This is a genomic window from Aquimarina macrocephali JAMB N27, assembly GCF_000520995.1.
In the GTDB taxonomy this organism is placed as follows: Bacteria; Bacteroidota; Bacteroidia; order Flavobacteriales; family Flavobacteriaceae; genus Aquimarina; species Aquimarina macrocephali.
The window spans coordinates 1-16,439 of the sequence record NZ_JACA01000005.1; the positions used below are offsets into that span (position 1 = coordinate 1).

General features: G+C 33.3%; 18 protein-coding genes. 12 read left to right on the top strand and 6 right to left on the bottom strand.

Features of this window, described 5'->3' with window-relative positions; genetic code table 11:
• A partial coding sequence (locus Z054_RS27900; protein WP_035090706.1) for an RHS repeat-associated core domain-containing protein occupies window positions 1–965 on the top strand: 965 nt, incomplete at its 5' end.
• Window positions 943–1,350, top strand: a complete 408-nt coding sequence (locus Z054_RS0105125; RefSeq protein WP_024769006.1) for a hypothetical protein — start codon at window positions 943–945, stop codon at window positions 1,348–1,350. The genes Z054_RS27900 and Z054_RS0105125, both read left to right, overlap by 23 nt.
• A 91-nt stretch (window positions 1,351–1,441) precedes the next feature.
• Here the strand turns inward: Z054_RS0105125 and Z054_RS0105130 are convergent, their stop codons facing one another.
• Window positions 1,442–1,786, bottom strand: coding sequence for a thermonuclease family protein (locus Z054_RS0105130; protein ID WP_024769007.1), 345 nt, complete (start codon window positions 1,784–1,786; stop codon window positions 1,442–1,444).
• Window positions 1,787–1,996: 210 nt separating this feature from the next.
• Window positions 1,997–2,362, bottom strand: coding sequence for a helix-turn-helix domain-containing protein (locus Z054_RS0105135; protein WP_024769008.1), 366 nt, complete (start codon window positions 2,360–2,362; stop codon window positions 1,997–1,999).
• Between the two features lie 144 nt (window positions 2,363–2,506).
• On the opposite strand from Z054_RS0105135, the gene Z054_RS0105140 reads away from it, so the two are divergent.
• Complete coding sequence (locus Z054_RS0105140) at window positions 2,507–3,562, top strand: hypothetical protein (protein ID WP_024769009.1); 1,056 nt, start codon at window positions 2,507–2,509, stop codon at window positions 3,560–3,562.
• Here the strand turns inward: Z054_RS0105140 and Z054_RS0105145 are convergent.
• Window positions 3,510–4,109, bottom strand: a complete 600-nt coding sequence (locus Z054_RS0105145) for a hypothetical protein (RefSeq protein WP_024769010.1) — start codon at window positions 4,107–4,109, stop codon at window positions 3,510–3,512. The two genes, Z054_RS0105140 and Z054_RS0105145, sit on opposite strands and share 53 nt — an antisense overlap.
• A gap of 104 nt (window positions 4,110–4,213) precedes the next feature.
• On the opposite strand from Z054_RS0105145, the gene Z054_RS0105150 reads away from it, so the two are divergent.
• From Z054_RS0105150 to Z054_RS0105165, 3 genes are all read left to right on the top strand, one after another.
• A complete protein-coding gene (locus Z054_RS0105150; RefSeq protein WP_024769011.1) occupies window positions 4,214–4,660 on the top strand; it encodes a toxin-antitoxin system YwqK family antitoxin in 447 nt (148 codons plus the stop codon).
• Window positions 4,661–5,144: 484 nt separating this feature from the next.
• Window positions 5,145–6,020, top strand: coding sequence for a hypothetical protein (locus Z054_RS0105160; protein WP_024769013.1), 876 nt, complete (start codon window positions 5,145–5,147; stop codon window positions 6,018–6,020).
• Complete coding sequence (locus Z054_RS0105165; RefSeq protein ID WP_024769014.1) at window positions 6,020–7,021, top strand: S41 family peptidase; 1,002 nt, start codon at window positions 6,020–6,022, stop codon at window positions 7,019–7,021. Before Z054_RS0105160 ends, Z054_RS0105165 begins: the two co-directional genes overlap by 1 nt.
• Window positions 7,022–7,132: 111 nt before the next feature.
• Here the strand turns inward: Z054_RS0105165 and Z054_RS0105170 are convergent, their stop codons facing one another.
• Window positions 7,133–7,474, bottom strand: a complete 342-nt coding sequence (locus tag Z054_RS0105170; protein WP_024769015.1) for a cupin domain-containing protein — start codon at window positions 7,472–7,474, stop codon at window positions 7,133–7,135.
• 113 nt (window positions 7,475–7,587) lie between these two features.
• Here Z054_RS0105170 and Z054_RS0105175 point away from each other — a divergent pair, with 113 nt between their 5' ends.
• Complete coding sequence (locus Z054_RS0105175) at window positions 7,588–7,905, top strand: 2Fe-2S iron-sulfur cluster-binding family protein (protein ID WP_024769016.1); 318 nt, start codon at window positions 7,588–7,590, stop codon at window positions 7,903–7,905.
• Window positions 7,906–8,093: 188 nt separating this feature from the next.
• Here the strand turns inward: Z054_RS0105175 and Z054_RS0105180 are convergent, their stop codons facing one another.
• Window positions 8,094–8,474 carry a RidA family protein gene (locus Z054_RS0105180; protein ID WP_024769017.1) on the bottom strand — a complete coding sequence of 127 codons (381 nt, stop codon included), beginning with the start codon at window positions 8,472–8,474 and terminating at the stop codon, window positions 8,094–8,096.
• A 57-nt stretch (window positions 8,475–8,531) separates the two neighbouring features.
• Complete coding sequence (locus Z054_RS0105185) at window positions 8,532–11,300, bottom strand: putative LPS assembly protein LptD (RefSeq protein WP_024769018.1); 2,769 nt, start codon at window positions 11,298–11,300, stop codon at window positions 8,532–8,534.
• Window positions 11,301–11,501: 201 nt separating this feature from the next.
• Here Z054_RS0105185 and Z054_RS0105190 point away from each other — a divergent pair, with 201 nt between their 5' ends.
• From Z054_RS0105190 to Z054_RS0105210, 5 genes are all read left to right on the top strand, one after another.
• Window positions 11,502–12,626 (top strand): N-acetylmuramoyl-L-alanine amidase family protein, encoded by a 1,125-nt coding sequence (locus Z054_RS0105190; protein ID WP_024769019.1) that lies wholly within the window; start codon window positions 11,502–11,504, stop codon window positions 12,624–12,626.
• An 86-nt stretch (window positions 12,627–12,712) separates the two neighbouring features.
• Window positions 12,713–13,663, top strand: a complete 951-nt coding sequence (locus Z054_RS0105195) for an MlaD family protein (protein WP_024769020.1) — start codon at window positions 12,713–12,715, stop codon at window positions 13,661–13,663.
• 6 nt (window positions 13,664–13,669) lie between these two features.
• Window positions 13,670–14,995: a (Fe-S)-binding protein gene (locus Z054_RS0105200; RefSeq protein WP_024769021.1), complete on the top strand. Its 1,326-nt coding sequence runs from the start codon at window positions 13,670–13,672 to the stop codon at window positions 14,993–14,995.
• Between the two features lie 80 nt (window positions 14,996–15,075).
• The gene (locus tag Z054_RS0105205; RefSeq protein WP_024769022.1) at window positions 15,076–15,522 is read left to right on the top strand and encodes an HAD family hydrolase; all 447 of its coding nucleotides are present in this window, start codon (window positions 15,076–15,078) and stop codon (window positions 15,520–15,522) included.
• 57 nt (window positions 15,523–15,579) lie between these two features.
• Window positions 15,580–16,371, top strand: a complete 792-nt coding sequence (locus Z054_RS0105210) for a (Fe-S)-binding protein (RefSeq protein ID WP_024769023.1) — start codon at window positions 15,580–15,582, stop codon at window positions 16,369–16,371.
• The last annotated feature ends 68 nt before the right edge of the window (window positions 16,372–16,439 follow it).

Consider the following 16,439-nt stretch of genomic DNA (forward strand, 5'->3'; position numbering starts at 1 on the left):
AAAAAAAACGCGTAAACTATTATCCCTTTGGACTGCAACATAAAGGTTACAATTTTGCCGTGAATGGTAGAAAACATAACTATGGGTTTGGTGGGAAAGAAGAACAGGACGAGCTTGGTCTTGATTGGATGGATTTTGGAGCAAGAAACTATAATGCCTCTATTGGTCGTTGGATGAATATTGATCCTCTTGCAGATAAATATAGAGATTTTAGCACCTATGCATATACAGCAAACAATCCCATTTTGTATCTAGATCCTGATGGTAAAAAAATTATTGTTGGGGATAACACAAAAGATGCTTTGACAAAACTTGCCCAAATAGCAGCTACTAATTTGGGAAGAGGAAGACTTGACCAATTAATTAATTCAACTCGAAATTACACAATGGAAAGTGTTTTTTGGTCAAGAAACTCAGCTTATGATGGTAAAGGAGAAAATGGAAGATCAAGAACAATATATTATCCTTCATCTGTTTGGAGATTTGGCATTAATGGTGGAGATCCAGGAAGCACCTATGTTACAGGGCATGAAATAAATCACGCTTATGATCACGATAAAGGGTTTAGCTTAACAAGAAAACAAAATGAAGGTTCCTCTGTAAGGTTTGGTAATTATTTAAGGTCTGTTTATGGCGAAGATGATATGCGAACATCTTATTTTGGTCTAGGCTTAAGTTTTAATGACAATCCTAAATCATATAATGGAAAAGGCGAAGGGGTAAAAGATTTTACAGAAATATTAAGCGTAGAAGCTGGTGGAAGTACGTTTTTAGGTTTTAGTTATGAAAAATCAGAGGGAGGAGAAACATCTACAGAATATATGCTTTCTGTAAAAACAAAAGATGGAACTTTTGCATATAGGAGATTTAATAATAAAAAAGAATACAATGCTGCTGCAAAAAGGGTAAACGAATATCAGAAAAAACAAAACAAAAAAGAAGATGAAAAAGAAGATAAAAAATAAAGCTATAAATATCATTATAATCATTTTCCTTATTGTTGATGTATTACACTATTTTACAATGAGGATGAATCCCGAATATTCAAATATTACAGAAGCATTTTACGAAAGTAATCAGACAACTTTTATTAAATGGATGTTATGCTTATTGAGTATAATAGGCTTGTTTTTTCTCAAAAAACAAAGGGTAGCTTCTTATTTATTAGCTATTGTGTCAATAGCTATGGTGTGGGTATGCATCGTAGATGGTCCGCTAAATCATTTATTACTTTGGTATAGTGAAGTATCATTATCGATATTAGGAATCTTTGGAATCTATTTATTGTATTTAAGTGGAAAGAAAATTTTGAATAAAAAAAATCTAGCTCCTGCTAGCGCCCGTTTGTAACGGGTGCCGTCAAAGGTTGGCAGGCAAGAGTAAGCAATAAATATAAGAACCAGTTACAGCGATGTAGCTGGTTTTTTTATTATAGGCAGATTTATTCTTTGTATAGTTTAGCTACATTTTTATCGATTAGGTAATCAGACATATTGGTACCATTATAGATAACTTCTGCAATGTATCGTGCATATTGGTCTTTGTTTTGTTTGGTCGTAGTAATGGTCACGATCGCACCCTCTGGGCAGAATTTTTTAGCTACAGCTCTGGCGTGTTTGGCTTGTCGTTCTCTGTATGCTACGCTATCTCCTAACTCTGGAGCATCAATACGAGCTAGTCGTATCTTTTGTGTGGTCTGTACATAAAACCCTAAATCAATCTCTACTTGCAAGGTATCACCATCGATCCACCTAACAACCTTAGCTTTATAATTAAACATAGCCATAAAAGTACTACATTTTTATACATGAAAATGTAATTTGGTTCAAAAAAGGGTTCAAAAAAGTATTAAAATATCGTTGTAACAAACTGTATATTAATTTATTATGAAACATGGCTACATTTTTAAGATCAAAAATGCATGCGAATTATATATAGTATAAAATGATAAGTTATATTTTGTAGGAATGATATTGTTTTATTTATGAATATGCTTTTAGGAAGAAATAAGATTAGTAAGATTATCTTTTAGTTTTTTCTTAGAAATAGCCATATCTATCATTTTAAGTAATGCATTACGTTCATCTTCTTCAAGCGTATCGATTACTTTAATTTTTTCTAATAAAGGTAAATTAACAGCTTCTTCTGCATTATCACTTTTAAAAAACTCTACTAATGATACTTCAAATAAAGACGCAATCTTCTCTAATGTAGGTATGGTAGGCATTACTTTACCATTTTCAATACGCGAATATTGACCTTGTGGAATACTAACCGATAAAGACACTTCTTTTTGAGAAAGTTTTTTAAGAGTACGTAATCTCTTAATGTTGTTTGCTATAGTATCTATTGTATTACTCATGAAGATGATCTAATTATATATCAAAACTAAACAAAAAGGACTATTTATACAATTGAATGAAAATATATTTGGTAATTATATATATTTAAATATATATTTGTGTAAATAAAAGATATATATCTAAATGTAAATAATAGTTCAAACATGCTAGACACAACCAATCCACACAACTACAATTATCTCACAAAACATTTAGAAATCCATATTCTAGGTGGTATCAAGTTCAATAATCTAGAACGTATGAGAGTTACATTAAGCATACAGAAGCCTAAAAATCATAATGTACTACGACATAGTATAGATTTATATAACGATAATACAATAGAGAGATTAGTAAGAAAAGTAGCAGAACGTATAGAAATAGGTACAAGTGTAGTTCGAGAAACATTACAAAATCTCACAAGTGCGTTAGAACAATACCGTATTGATCAGATCGATAAAGAGAATCAAGAAAATGAAATTTATGTACGTGAGTTAGATACGAAGGAGAAACAAGCAGCCACCAAATTTTTAAAAAGGAAAGATTTACTACAAAAGACAAATGACCTAATCGGTAAAAGCGGTGTGATAGGAGAAGAAACCAACAGATTATTAATGTATCTGATCTTTACCAGTAGAAAAACCAATAATCCATTACATTGTATAAGTTTAGGTAGTAGTGGAGTTGGTAAAACACATCTGCAATCCAAAGTAGCAGAGTTAATCCCCGAAGAAGATAAAATAGAAATTACGGTACTATCAGCAAACGCCTTTTATTATTTTAACCGTACAGAACTACGAAATAAACTCATACTCATAGAGGATTTAGACGGTGCAGAATCTGTGCTCTATCCTCTTAGAGAACTACAATCAAAAAAGAAGATTACAAAAACCGTAGTACATAAAGATAGAAAAGGAAATACCAAAACAATACATCTTACTGTAGAAGGCCCTGTAAGTGTATCAGGTTGCACCACCCAAGAATCAATCTATGAAGATAATAGTAACAGAAACTTCTTATTATATATCGATGAAAGTAGCGAGCAGGATAAAAAGATTATGCAATACCAGAGGTTATTATCAGCAGGAAAAGTAAACAAAGATGAAGAATTTATAAATGCCAGATTTTTACGAGATGTACAAAGGATATTACAACCCATACGAGTAATTAACCCCTACGCAGAATACTTAGAATTACCCGAATACGAATATAATACCTAATCCCGTTTCGGTTAAGAAATCCCAACCATTGTTCACCCACAAATTCTCTATCGGCAACAATAGATGCTATGACATCTTTACCAAAAAGGCGAATAAATTTATTGATCAACTCAATGCGTTCTGTGCTATTTGAATTCCCTCTCTTATCAAGCATTGTAAATAACAATGGAAAAGCAACACCTTTATAAACAACGCCAAGCATAAAAATATTAATATTGGTTTGTCCAAACTTCCAATTGGTCCTATCAATACTCAAGATAAACTTATCTTGTTTAGGTAGAAGGTTAAAAATAAGACGGACTATAAGATCAGAATCTAAACTATAGTCTGCAATAAATCGCTGTATACGCCTCAAAGAGGACTCTGTGTTTACTGAGGTGTCAAAAGCATTGGATAGTTTCTCAAAAGTAACTGTTTGCACTTTGCATAAGGCTATAATAATATGCGAAATGAGTTTTACTCTTGCTAAATTTATTTTTCCTTGAAAATGAGTATTGAGAACAGAAGTTAATTCACTATTTTTAGTGATAGCATTGGTTTTCTCCATTAGATAAATAGGTCGAATTATTCATCTAATTTACTGAAAATCAATGCTTTATCCTAATTGTTTTATTCATATTTTATTGATAATCAACTGATTATATTTTTGTCATGTACTTAGATAAAAATGATAAAAAGCAAGGGATATGGAAATCATATCATGACGGTGGAGCTATCCATTCTATAGAAGAGTATAAAAATGGTATGTTAATAGGGGAAATGAAGTATTTTCATCCCAATGGTAATCCTAAATTAGTGACTCAAATTCAAAACGGAGGATTGCATGGAAATCATAAAGAATTTTATGTAAATGGGAAGTTGATGGTGTCTGGCTATTATCATAATGGTAATAATGATGGTGAATGGAAAGAATATAGTGAAGATGGTCTTATAACAGAAATTTATCATTACCAATCGGGCTTATGGCATGGTAATTATGAGAAATATTATCCTAATGGTAATATAGCGGAGAAAGGTCGTTATGAACTTGATAAGAAAGTAGGTACTTGGGAGTATTTTGATGAGAATGGTATTGTTATATCTATAGAAAAGGACTAAGAGATGGTAATGTCTCAAACTAGTGCTTTTGAAAAAAAGCATTATAAAGTTTGATTATCAAATGAATTATATAATTAACCCATTGTGCATTTTGATATTTTGAATCCCAAATTCGTCAATTCGAGTGCTTCGCCCATAGAAAGAAGTGTATCGAGAATAGGATTTGGGATCAAAAAAGCTATTCTCGATAGTTCTACAGAGCTTGCCGAAATACAATTTTTCTTCGTTTTATTATGAAAAGCCCCGATGGCGCGGATTTGCAATCCGTGAAACATAAGTAATATCAAAACGGTCACTTATAATGTGGCTGTTTTTTTGTTATGGTAAATTATTAATAAACCTGATGGCGTGGATTTAAGATAAAACCCACACTAAGCTCATTAAAGATTTTGGAAACGATGCAACCTATTGCTTTTTCAGTTGTCATTAAGTTAACAACTTACACTCATATCATTAAATCATTAAAATCAAAACTAACATCTAAATGATAAGAAAAAATAGAATTGTCATTATGCTGTTACTGTTTATATCGGTAGCAGGTATTTCGCAAACGGAAAATCCGGAGCTTTCTAAGAAAGAAAAAAGAAAAAACAGACCTGCCTATATAGGGTTTACTGCAGGGTTAGGGAGATCATCTTTTAGAGATTTTGCAACCTCTCCACTTTTTTATAAAGGGACACCAAGAAACATAGCGCTATCATATACTAAAGCCGATGTAGAAAGAGAATCCGAAATTGGAGCATCCTACCTTTTTGGACAGTTTCATAATGGCTTTAACAGTCATTCCCAAAGTAGTAAGCTTCATAGTGTATCCTTGTACTATTCTAGGTTATACCGGTTAAACATGCTTAGTTCTCCAAAGTTAAATGTAAAAGTAGGTGGATTATTTAATACCACCACTAATTTTAGAACGAATGAGGGATTTGGTAATAACGGAGTGGGAGTCGAAATTATCCCAACTCTTTTTGGCTCTGTTAAAATCGAAAAAGATATAAGCCGCAAAGAAGAAAAGAGTAAAAAATTCTTATTTATTAAATATAAGTTGAAAAAGAGAACGAGAAATTTAGCATTTAGGCTAAATGTAGGATTAGTAAATAGCTCGTTTCGAAATGGATATGTGTATAATGGGCAATCAGGCTTGTTAAATGAAGCAAATATATTTGATGAGTATGAGTTCGATATGTTTTCTGGGTTTAGGGTGAATAGCTCTTTAGACTATACAATTTCTCTTAAGAACAAAAATGCATTACGATTTTCGTATGTATGGGATGCTTATAAAACCGGAGGAGATTTTGATAAATTCGAAATGTCTGCCCATCTTCTTAAACTCACTTTTCTATTTAATACCAATAATAAATAATGAGAAAGCTATATAGTATATTATTAATAAGTCTATCACTTATCTCTTGTGAGAAAGCACTTTTTGAAAACGACTTGGCCTCTACAAATCCAAAAGATAATTTTGAATATCTATGGAATGAATGTAATGAGAAATATTCCTACTTTGATGTAAAAAATATTGATTGGGATGTTGTGAAATCCGAATATTCTGCCAAAATTTATGATGGAATGAGTCAAGATTCACTATTTAAAGTATTGGGAGGGATGTTAACAGAGCTAAGAGATGATCACACAAATCTAATATCCAACTTTAATGTTTCTACGTATAGAGTAGATTACTTAGGGCAGGATAATTTTGATTGGCGTATTATTGAAGACCGCTATCTAAATCGAGACTATTACATTACAGGACCGTTTTTGCATAAGTTTCTTGATAATAAAGAAATTGGTTATGTGCGTTTTCCTTCTTTTCCTGGTACTGTGGATGCTAAGAATCTGGATTTTGTTCTAAATAGATATAAAAATACAAAAGGGCTAATCTTGGATATGCGAGAAAATGGAGGCGGAGCTGTAACCGATATTTTCAAAATTTTAAGTCGTTTTGTTGAGCGTAAAACGCTGGTTAACTATTCTAGAATAAAAAGCGGTCCAGGGCGAAATGATTTTTCTGAAGCCGAGCCGGTATATGTCTCTCCGTATAATGGAATACGATATGAAAATAAAATTGTTGTATTAGTGGATCGAGGAACATATAGTGCTGGTTCATTTTTCTCACTTGCCACCAAAGCGCTTCCAAACATTACGCTTATAGGAGATACTACAGGAGGAGGCCTTGGCCTGCCTAATGGAGGACAATTACCTAATGGTTGGACATATAGATTCTCTATTACACAAGCACTGACATTAGATAAGAGTCCTGATTATGAAAATGGAGTTCCACCAGATATTGAAGCACTTGTAGATTGGGGTGATTTAACAAAAGATGAAGTTCTGGAGCGTGCAATTTTGGAACTGCAATAAGGCATTATTTTAATACTGTTTCAGCTCGGATTCGTAATCCATGAAACATAGTAAAAGCAAAAAACAGTCACACTTTAGTGACTGTTTTTTGCTTTTACTTATATATGAGGTTTATTGCTCGGTTACTTTTTGTACTCTCTCTACAGAATCGTTCTTAGAGAGCGATAGTCGTACTATGCTATCTTCTAGTGCGATTAGATTATGAATGATGCTAGGCTCCAGAGAAATAAGATCTCCTTTTTTAAGAATATGATCGGCATCATGAACACCAAAATTGATTTCGCCTTCAAAAATAGACACAGTAATCGGAAACGGGGTTTTATGACTTTTCATTTCCTGTCCTTTTTTAAAAACGATTCTAATTTCTTTGGTAGCATCATTTTCTATTAATTTGGTGATTACAGGTTTTGCGTCCCCGTAGGTAAGATCCTTAAGTAATGAGGTTAATTGCATAGTAATTGTTTTTTTATACAACAAAGCTACATATACTCTTCTACTTATTTTATGAGTTAAATCATAAGGTAAAGTAAACTCCTAATTGTAATTTGCAGACATAATTAGATGTAATGTATACGGTATATGTCAAAGATACTATTGGGGATGTTTATGTTTTAGAATTTAAAAGATTTGAGTATCGCAACCTTATGGAATTATTAGTCAACAGGCTACATGATGAAATAGGGGATTGTAAAGGTAGAGGGCTGTGTGGTACCTGCCATATTCGGGTTCATTTATCTAATACTCCAATGCAGTTTTTTGAAGGACTGGAGAACAACATACTAAAAAATCAATTAGAGTATTATCCCAACAGCAGATTGGCATGTCAAATTCTTTTAGACGAACATATTGATGCTATGCAAATAGAAATTATAGGAGGGGATTAATCACTATGTGTTTTCTGATATCGATCCCATCTTATATCGATAATGAGATGTTGCCAAAAATAAAAAAGGAAGTGTAACAAGTAGAGTTTTAATGTAAAACGAAGATTAAACAAAGCTTGTTGAGATTTTTATAAGATTAATCGCTAAAAACTTCAACAAGCTCGGACTAACAATACTGGTATAGTAGATTACTTTACAGCAATTACAGAGATCTCTACGTTCACCGATTTAGGTAGAGTTAACACCGCTACAGTTTCTCTTGCTGGTGCAGTCTCTTCATTAAAATAACTACCATATACGGCATTTACTTCAGCAAAATTATTCATGTCACTTAAAAAAATAGTGGTTTTAAGAACATTCTCGAATGTCATTCCGGCTTCATCCAATACAGCTTTTAGGTTCTGCATTACCTGCTTGGCTTCAGTTGTAATGTCATCCAGAACTAATGCTCCTGTTTCTGGATTAATAGCAATCTGACCTGATGTATATAATGTATTTCCGTTTAAAATAGCCTGACTATAAGGACCGATAGGAGCTGGGGCTTTGGTCGTAGTTATGATTTTTTTCATGTGATAGTATATTGTATTAATTTATAATTTTATTGCTAACTAGAAACTTTAAACTACCTATAACTGTCTGTCTGGTTCACGTCTTTTGTCCCATTTAATATCACTAAGCATCGATGATTTGATACCTATAAAGAAATTCCATGATGTTCTTTCACTAAATGGAATCCAATTAAAATTCATAACCCAACTTTCTAGATCTCGCTGAAATCTTAAATTGGTATATGTAAACCCGGGATTCTTTAAATCATATCCCGAAGATACTCCAACAGACCATCGCGGCGCGAGTTCTACATCACCAGAAAACATGATAGAGTGCGATGATATTTCATTTTGCCGAGCACTATTACTATAATTAACATTATATGACAGTCGCAAAGTCCAGGGTATTTTGTAATTATAGTTTTTTATGTCTTTATCTGCATTTTTACTTTTGTTTTTATCAAAAGAACGATCCTCTCCAAAATCGGTAACTCCCCCAAACAGATTGTCAGGCCGGCCTTCATTTCTAAAGTTTTGATTATCCAGAGGATCTTCATTAACTTTTCCTTTCTCAAAATCTTTACTAGAAAATGAATACCCAAAATTAGCACTAGCTCTGGTTAAGCGAAAAAGACTACCTCCATTATCGATATTCCACACATCGATTTTGCGATTATTGTTATCTAACGCATAAGGATCTAATTGTGCATTAAAGTTAATATCTAGCTTATTTTGGATAATAGGAATATTACCAGTAATAGATAGCGGACTTAACTTTAAAGAATCTCCTGCAACATTATAAGATGTACTAAAGTTAAGGTTATTTAATAGGGTGACTTTTTTGGCTTCTGTAGCAGTACTGTCCTTACTTTTTACCTTCATTTCTACATTGTTACTAAGAGAAAATCCAATACTGCTAGAAAATACATTACTCGGTGCTCCAAAGTAACCCCCTTCAAATCTGGAGTATTCTACAACTTCTGTTTCATTAATATTAGTTGTATTAGGATCATCGGTAACCGTATAGCTATCATAAAATTCACTAAACGCAGGGTTGATGCTATAGCTAATAGAAGGTCTCATGGTATGGCGAATCGCTTCTATTTTTTTACCTTTCTTAAACTTGAAAGTACCATAAATGGTTGTTCCCAGACTCGTTGAAAAGTTATACGTACGAAAAGCATCAAAGCCTTTTATAGTATCTCGTACCACTTCGCCAGCACCATCATTAGCATTAGAGTCATAACTTTGCTTTATCGTCTCAAATACCCAGTTTTCCTGAAAATTTGTCCCTGCTGTAGCACTAAGGTACTTGAATATCTTAAAGTTTGTAGTTAAAGGAATCGTATGCTGCATTCCTATTTTGGCACCTTTAAACATATCAGCCGAGAATAAATCATCATCGGTAGTTTGTATTCTGTTTTCTCCTTTAAAATTATATTGTGTATTTATATTCTGTATGATCCCTTTTTTAGCGCCTACTTTTGGAGCAAACGGAAATACTCGTGATACACTCAGATTCATATTTGGGAGTGATAAATTTACAGTTCCAGTATTAGTATTAGAGTTATGAGTAGCTGCAAGATTAACATTAACCTGGGGATCTCCCTGAAATGTCTTAGCATAGGATATATTAGAACTGATTTGATTATTCAGAAAATTACCTGTATTGAGTTGGTTGGTAGATTGCTGAAAAAAGTCACTACTACCAAAATTCACAGAAGCCGAAAACCTGGAGTTCGGATTGGCTTTTGCATCCTGGCTATGAGTCCATTGGATATTGTATGTCGTGGTTTTGGCAAAATCAGGAAACCCTCTTTCGCTACGCAGGTTGTTTTCATACCTAAACCTAAGATTTCCTCTATATTTATAACGTAGGGCATAGGCAGATTCTGCAGCAAAAGTATAACTACCATTAGTATAATAATCCCCCATAAGGGTTAGATCTACATATTCACTAATAGCAAAATAATACCCACCATTTTGAAGAAAATATCCACGATTATTTTCTTCTCCCGGACTAGGAATAATAAATCCCGAAGTTCTGTCCTCTGTTAATGGGAAATATCCAAACGGTAACCCCAACGGAGTAGGGACATCGGCAATAAACATATTAACAAGCCCCGTTACAATTTTCTTTTTAGGGACAAACTTAATTCTACGGGCATAAAAATAATATTCTGGATCTTCAATATTTTCTGAAGTAGTAAATTTTACATTTTTCATGTAAATCACAGAATCATTCTCACGTTTTGAAATTTCATTTTTAATCCTAAACCCGTTTTGTTCTGTTCGAGAATTATATATCAATGCCTTTTCGGTATCAAAATTAAAACGAATAGAATCTGGTTCTACTACATTCTGTGCTTGTTTAAAAACAGGAGTTTGTACATATTCACCCAGAGAATCTTTAATTCCATAGGCATATACCTCATTTTTAGCATTGTCTACTACAATAAATCCAGCATTAATCTGCATTTCTCCATACACGATCTCGGCATTATCATAAAGATACATCTTGTTCTCTTTACGACTTAGCCTCATATAGTCAGTGGCTTTATAGACCACTTTATCTGTTAACAGTTGTGGTTCTGCAGCAAGTGTGTCTTTTTTGACCGTGTCCTGAGCTTTTTCATTGAGTAATTCCTCTGGATTGACTATAATAGAGTTTATAGTATCCTGATTAGCAGGAATGGGAACCTCCTTAGTCTCGTTTATTTCCTGTGCTGTAATTTGAGAAATACAAAACAGTGAAAAACTTAGTGAATAAAGTATGTAACGTACCGTTGTTTGCAATGGTTTAAATCCTATTTTTGTATAACTATGGCTCAGTTTTTGAAGTGCCAAAATTACATATATTTTTTATGCTTAGATTGTAATTCATAAAAAAATAAAAAATTATGTCAAAAGCATACCTTCTAAGCTGTATAAACATAGAAGATATAGGTTTATTATATAAATCACAATCTTTAGATTTTTAACTTGTTATATTAAATACTGAAACATAACGAAAATGTTTCAAAATTAGTAGTAAAATTATTGTAGTTGATGAGACGAAGTATAGTATGTAGTGTTTTTTTATCAGTTTTTTTATGTGTCACACCTGTTTTTGATGCCAATGTGGTTGCTCAGGAAAAAGAAAAATTTGTTGTTGTCTTGGATGCTGGCCATGGAGGTCATGATCCCGGGAACCGTGGAAATGGATATAAAGAAAAGGAAATCGCATTAAGTGTAGTTTTGGCAGTAGGTACGGCTTTAGAAAACGATGGTAGGTTTAAAGTAGTGTATACTCGAAAAACAGATACCTTTATAGAGTTACATGAAAGAGGAAGCATAGCCAATAAAGCCGGAGCAAATCTTTTTGTGTCTGTACATTGCAACTCCCACCGCTCTCAAGCTTATGGTACAGAAACCTTTGTATTGGGGTTACATGCTAATAATGAAAACTTTAATGTAGCAAAAAATGAAAACTCGGTAATCCTACTAGAGGATAATTATGAAGCGAATTATGATGGGTTTGATCCCAATTCTCCCGAATCAATTATCGGGCTTACTTTAATGCAGGAAGAATACCTGGATCAGAGCCTTACACTTGCTAGTTTTGTACAGAATAGATTTAAAAAATCATTAGAAAGAAAGAGTAGAGGAGTAAAACAAGCTGGTTTTGTGGTTTTACATCAAACCTATATGCCTAGTGTTCTTATCGAATTAGGTTTTCTAACCAATAATAGCGAAGGAAAATATCTTAATTCTAAAAAAGGACAGGGAGCTATGGCAAAATCCATCACAACCTCGATTGTAGATTATAAAGAAAGCCTTGATGCTATTTATAAAGTAGATCCGCCCAAAACCCCCGAAGTAACACGAGTAACTGCCAAAATGGAAGGAGATCGGGTGTATGATGATATCACGTTTAAGGTGCAAATTGCAGCAGGGTCCAGTGACATAGAATTACAATCGTTTAATTTTAATGGTTTGGATCAGTTGTCTAAAAATAAAACGGGAGACCTGTATAAGTATTACTACGGAAGTACGTCTAATTATACTTTAATACAAGAATTAAGAGAAATTGCAGTCGGTAAAGGATTTGATTCTAGCTTTGTCGTTGCTTTTCGTAATAGTGAATTAATTCCTTTAACAGAAGCTCTAAAAGCTGATACATCTTCGAATTAATCTAAATAAATACTGATAATTCCTTAGGAAATTACCAGTAGAAATGTATTTTTATTCTAAATTTGTGTCCTAAAATATAATCTATTTTGAAATTTACTCGAGAAGTCAAAACAGGAATATTAGCAATCTGCGCAATAGCACTTTTAATCTTTGGCTATAGTTTCCTGAAGGGAAAAAATCTCTTAGAAAACGATAGAACCTTTTATGCTATTTATGATAATGTAGAAGGATTAATACCTTCTTCTCCCGTGACCATAAATGGTATGGTTGTAGGACAAGTGGTTTCTATTAGTTTTGCAGATACCAAGGGTAACCTTGTTGTAGAGTTTAATGTAGATAGCGATTTTTCATTTTCAAAGAACAGCATGGCCAAAGTATATGGCGGTGGCTTGATAGGTGGAAAATCACTAGCTATAATGCCTATATATGAGCAAGGCCTCGAAGCAAAAGATAAAGATACATTACCAGGCAAGATAGAAGCAGGTCTTCTAGAGTTGGTAAATGATAAGCTCGCGCCTTTGCAAGAAAAACTTGAAGCTGCAATTACAGATGCAGACACGCTTTTAAACTCGGTTAACGGGATTCTTAATGTAGATAATAAAAATAATCTGAATTCTATTTTTAAAGATTTAAGTATAACAGTTAAGAATTTTAAAGGAGCTTCGAGCTCTTTAAATACTATTCTTTCGGGTAATGAAGAAAAGTTAAATAATACATTTACCAATCTGGATAAAATGTCGACTAATCTTAATAAGGTTTCAGATTCTCTAGCTCAGATAAATGTGGCCAAATTAGGAAAAGACCTGGAAAGAGTATTGACCAATTTTGAGAAAATTTCAAAAGACATTAACTCAGGAAGAGGAACAGTTGGGAAATTACTGAAAGACGATAAATTATATGATAATTTAGAAAAAACCAGTAAACAACTGGAATTACTGATACAGGATTTACGATTAAATCCAAAACGATATGTTCATATTTCGGTTTTTGGAAAGAAAAATGCTCCTTACGAAAAACCAACAGATTCAATAAATTAAAAAATTATGCAATACATACCTAATATCCTATTTATACTTGTTTTGGTAGCGGGTATTGGATATTTTACAAAAAATGTCCGCAAAGTCATTCGTAATATCAGATTAGGAAAAGACGTAGATCGTTCTGATAATAAAGGAGAGCGATTTAAAAATATGGCTAGGATAGCATTAGGACAGTCTAAAATGGTACGACGACCTGTAGCTGGGATATTGCATATTGTTGTATATCTAGGGTTTATTATCATCAATATAGAAGTATTAGAAATTATCATCGATGGTATTTTTGGTACACATAGGATTTTTGCGTTTCTAGGAGGGTTGTATGATTTCTTAATTGGTTCGTTTGAGATTTTGGCATTCCTTGTATTTGTAGGAGTTGTTTTATTTTGGATTCGTCGTAATGTGATTAAATTAAAACGTTTCTGGAATCCAGAGATGAAAGGATGGCCAAAAAATGATGGAAACTTCATTCTGTATTTCGAGATGGTTTTGATGACCTTGTTTTTGGTAATGAATGCATCAGATCTTCAATTACAAACATTAGGAGCAGATCATTATATCAAGGCTGGGGCATACCCAATAAGTCAGTATATATCCCCGCTTTTTAATGGGATGTCAGAAACAGCTCTAATTGTATTAGAAAGAGCATGCTGGTGGGTGCATATTATAGGAATATTAGTGTTCTTAAATTATTTATATTTTTCAAAACATTTACATATCCTGTTGGCATTTCCGAATACATATTACGGGGATCTTAATCCTAAAGGAGAGCTTGATAACCTCGAAGCTGTTACCAAAGAAGTGCAATTAATGATGGATCCAAGTGCAGATCCTTTTGCTGCTCCTGCCGATGATCAACAAGAAGGAGAACCAGAGAAATTTGGAGCATCAGATGTTGCAGATTTAAACTGGGTGCAATTACTAAACGCATATACGTGTACCGAGTGTGGTCGTTGCACAAGCGAATGCCCTGCAAATCAAACAGGAAAAAAATTATCCCCTCGTAAAATTATGATGGATACCAGGGATCGTTTAAAAGAATTAGGAGATAATATTGATAAGAACGGTAGCTTTGTAGATGATGGAAAACAATTGCTGAATGACTACATTACTCCTGAAGAATTGTGGGCTTGTACCAGTTGTAATGCCTGTGTAGAGACTTGCCCGGTTAGTATTAGTCCATTGTCTATTATTATAGATATGAGACGCTACCTGGTAATGGAGCAAAGTGCAGCACCATCTGATCTAAATAATATGATGACCAATATAGAAAATAATGGAGCTCCATGGCCATTTAACCAAATGGACAGATTAAACTGGAGCAACGAATAATTTTTATTAAATAACCAATCAAAATAAATTAAACTTTAACCAAAACTTTTAACCAATTAAACCACAAATTAATAGAAATTATGAAAAAGGAAGAAGTAGAAAGATTATTGCATGATAAAATAGAAGAAGGAGAACATGTGAGTCCGGTCTTGCCAGAAGGTGTCAAGAATTATCTTATTGATATTGATGGGACTATAACCGAAGATGTACCTAATGAAGAACCAGGACGAATGGTTACTTGTGAGCCTTTTCCTGATGCATTAGTTACATTAAATAAATGGTATGACCAAGGACATGTTATATGCTTCTTTACTTCAAGAACCGAAGAACACAGAGATGTGACCGAGACATGGTTAAAGAAATGTGGTTTTAAATACCATAGCCTTTTGATGGGAAAACCAAGAGGAGGAAACTACCATTGGATTGATAATCACCTGGTAAAAGCAACACGATATACTGGTAAATTTACAGAATTGGTAGAAAGAGTTGTGACCATCGAAGTTTTTGATGATGGAAAACATGATTAAATATGAGTTTTAGGATGTTAACCTCTAGGTAAACTCCTAAACTTTAAATAGTATAATATGAGTGAGACAGTAAAGGTGCCAACAATGGCAGAATATATGGCAGAAGGCAAGAAACCAGAAGTTTTGTTTTGGGTGGGTTGTGCTGGTAGTTTTGACGACAGAGCTAAAAAAATCACAAAAGCTTTTGTGAAATTACTTCATAATGCTAATGTAGATTTTGCTGTATTAGGTACCGAAGAAAGCTGTACGGGAGATCCGGCAAAAAGAGCAGGTAATGAATTCTTGTTTCAAATGCAGGCGGTTACAAACATAGAGGTAATGAATGCCTACGAAATTAAAAAAGTAGTTACTGCATGCCCTCACTGTTTTAATACCTTAAAAAATGAATATCCTGTACTAGGAGGAGATTATGAAGTAATGCACCATACTCAATTTCTAAAATCCCTTCTGGATGAAGGTAGATTAAAAGTTGAAGGAGGAAAATTTAAAGGTAAACGAATTACATTTCATGATCCATGCTATCTGGGTAGAGCAAATAATGTATATGAAGCACCAAGAGATTTACTTAGAAAATTAGAAGTAGAGCTTGTAGAAATGAAGCGCTGTAAACGAAATGGATTATGTTGTGGAGCTGGAGGTGCCCAGATGTTTAAAGAACCAGAACCTGGAAATAAGGATATTAATGTTGAACGAACAGAAGATGCCTTAGAAACCAAACCAGATATTATTGCCGCGGGATGTCCTTTTTGTAATACAATGATGACAGACGGGGTAAAGAGTAAAGAAAAAGAAGAAAGTATACAAGTTATGGATGTGGCCGAACTTATTGCTAATGCTCAGGATTTGTAATTTTTTTTCTTAATTATACACAATTTTATTAGAGTTAATATGTTTTTTCATATTAACTCTTTTCTATA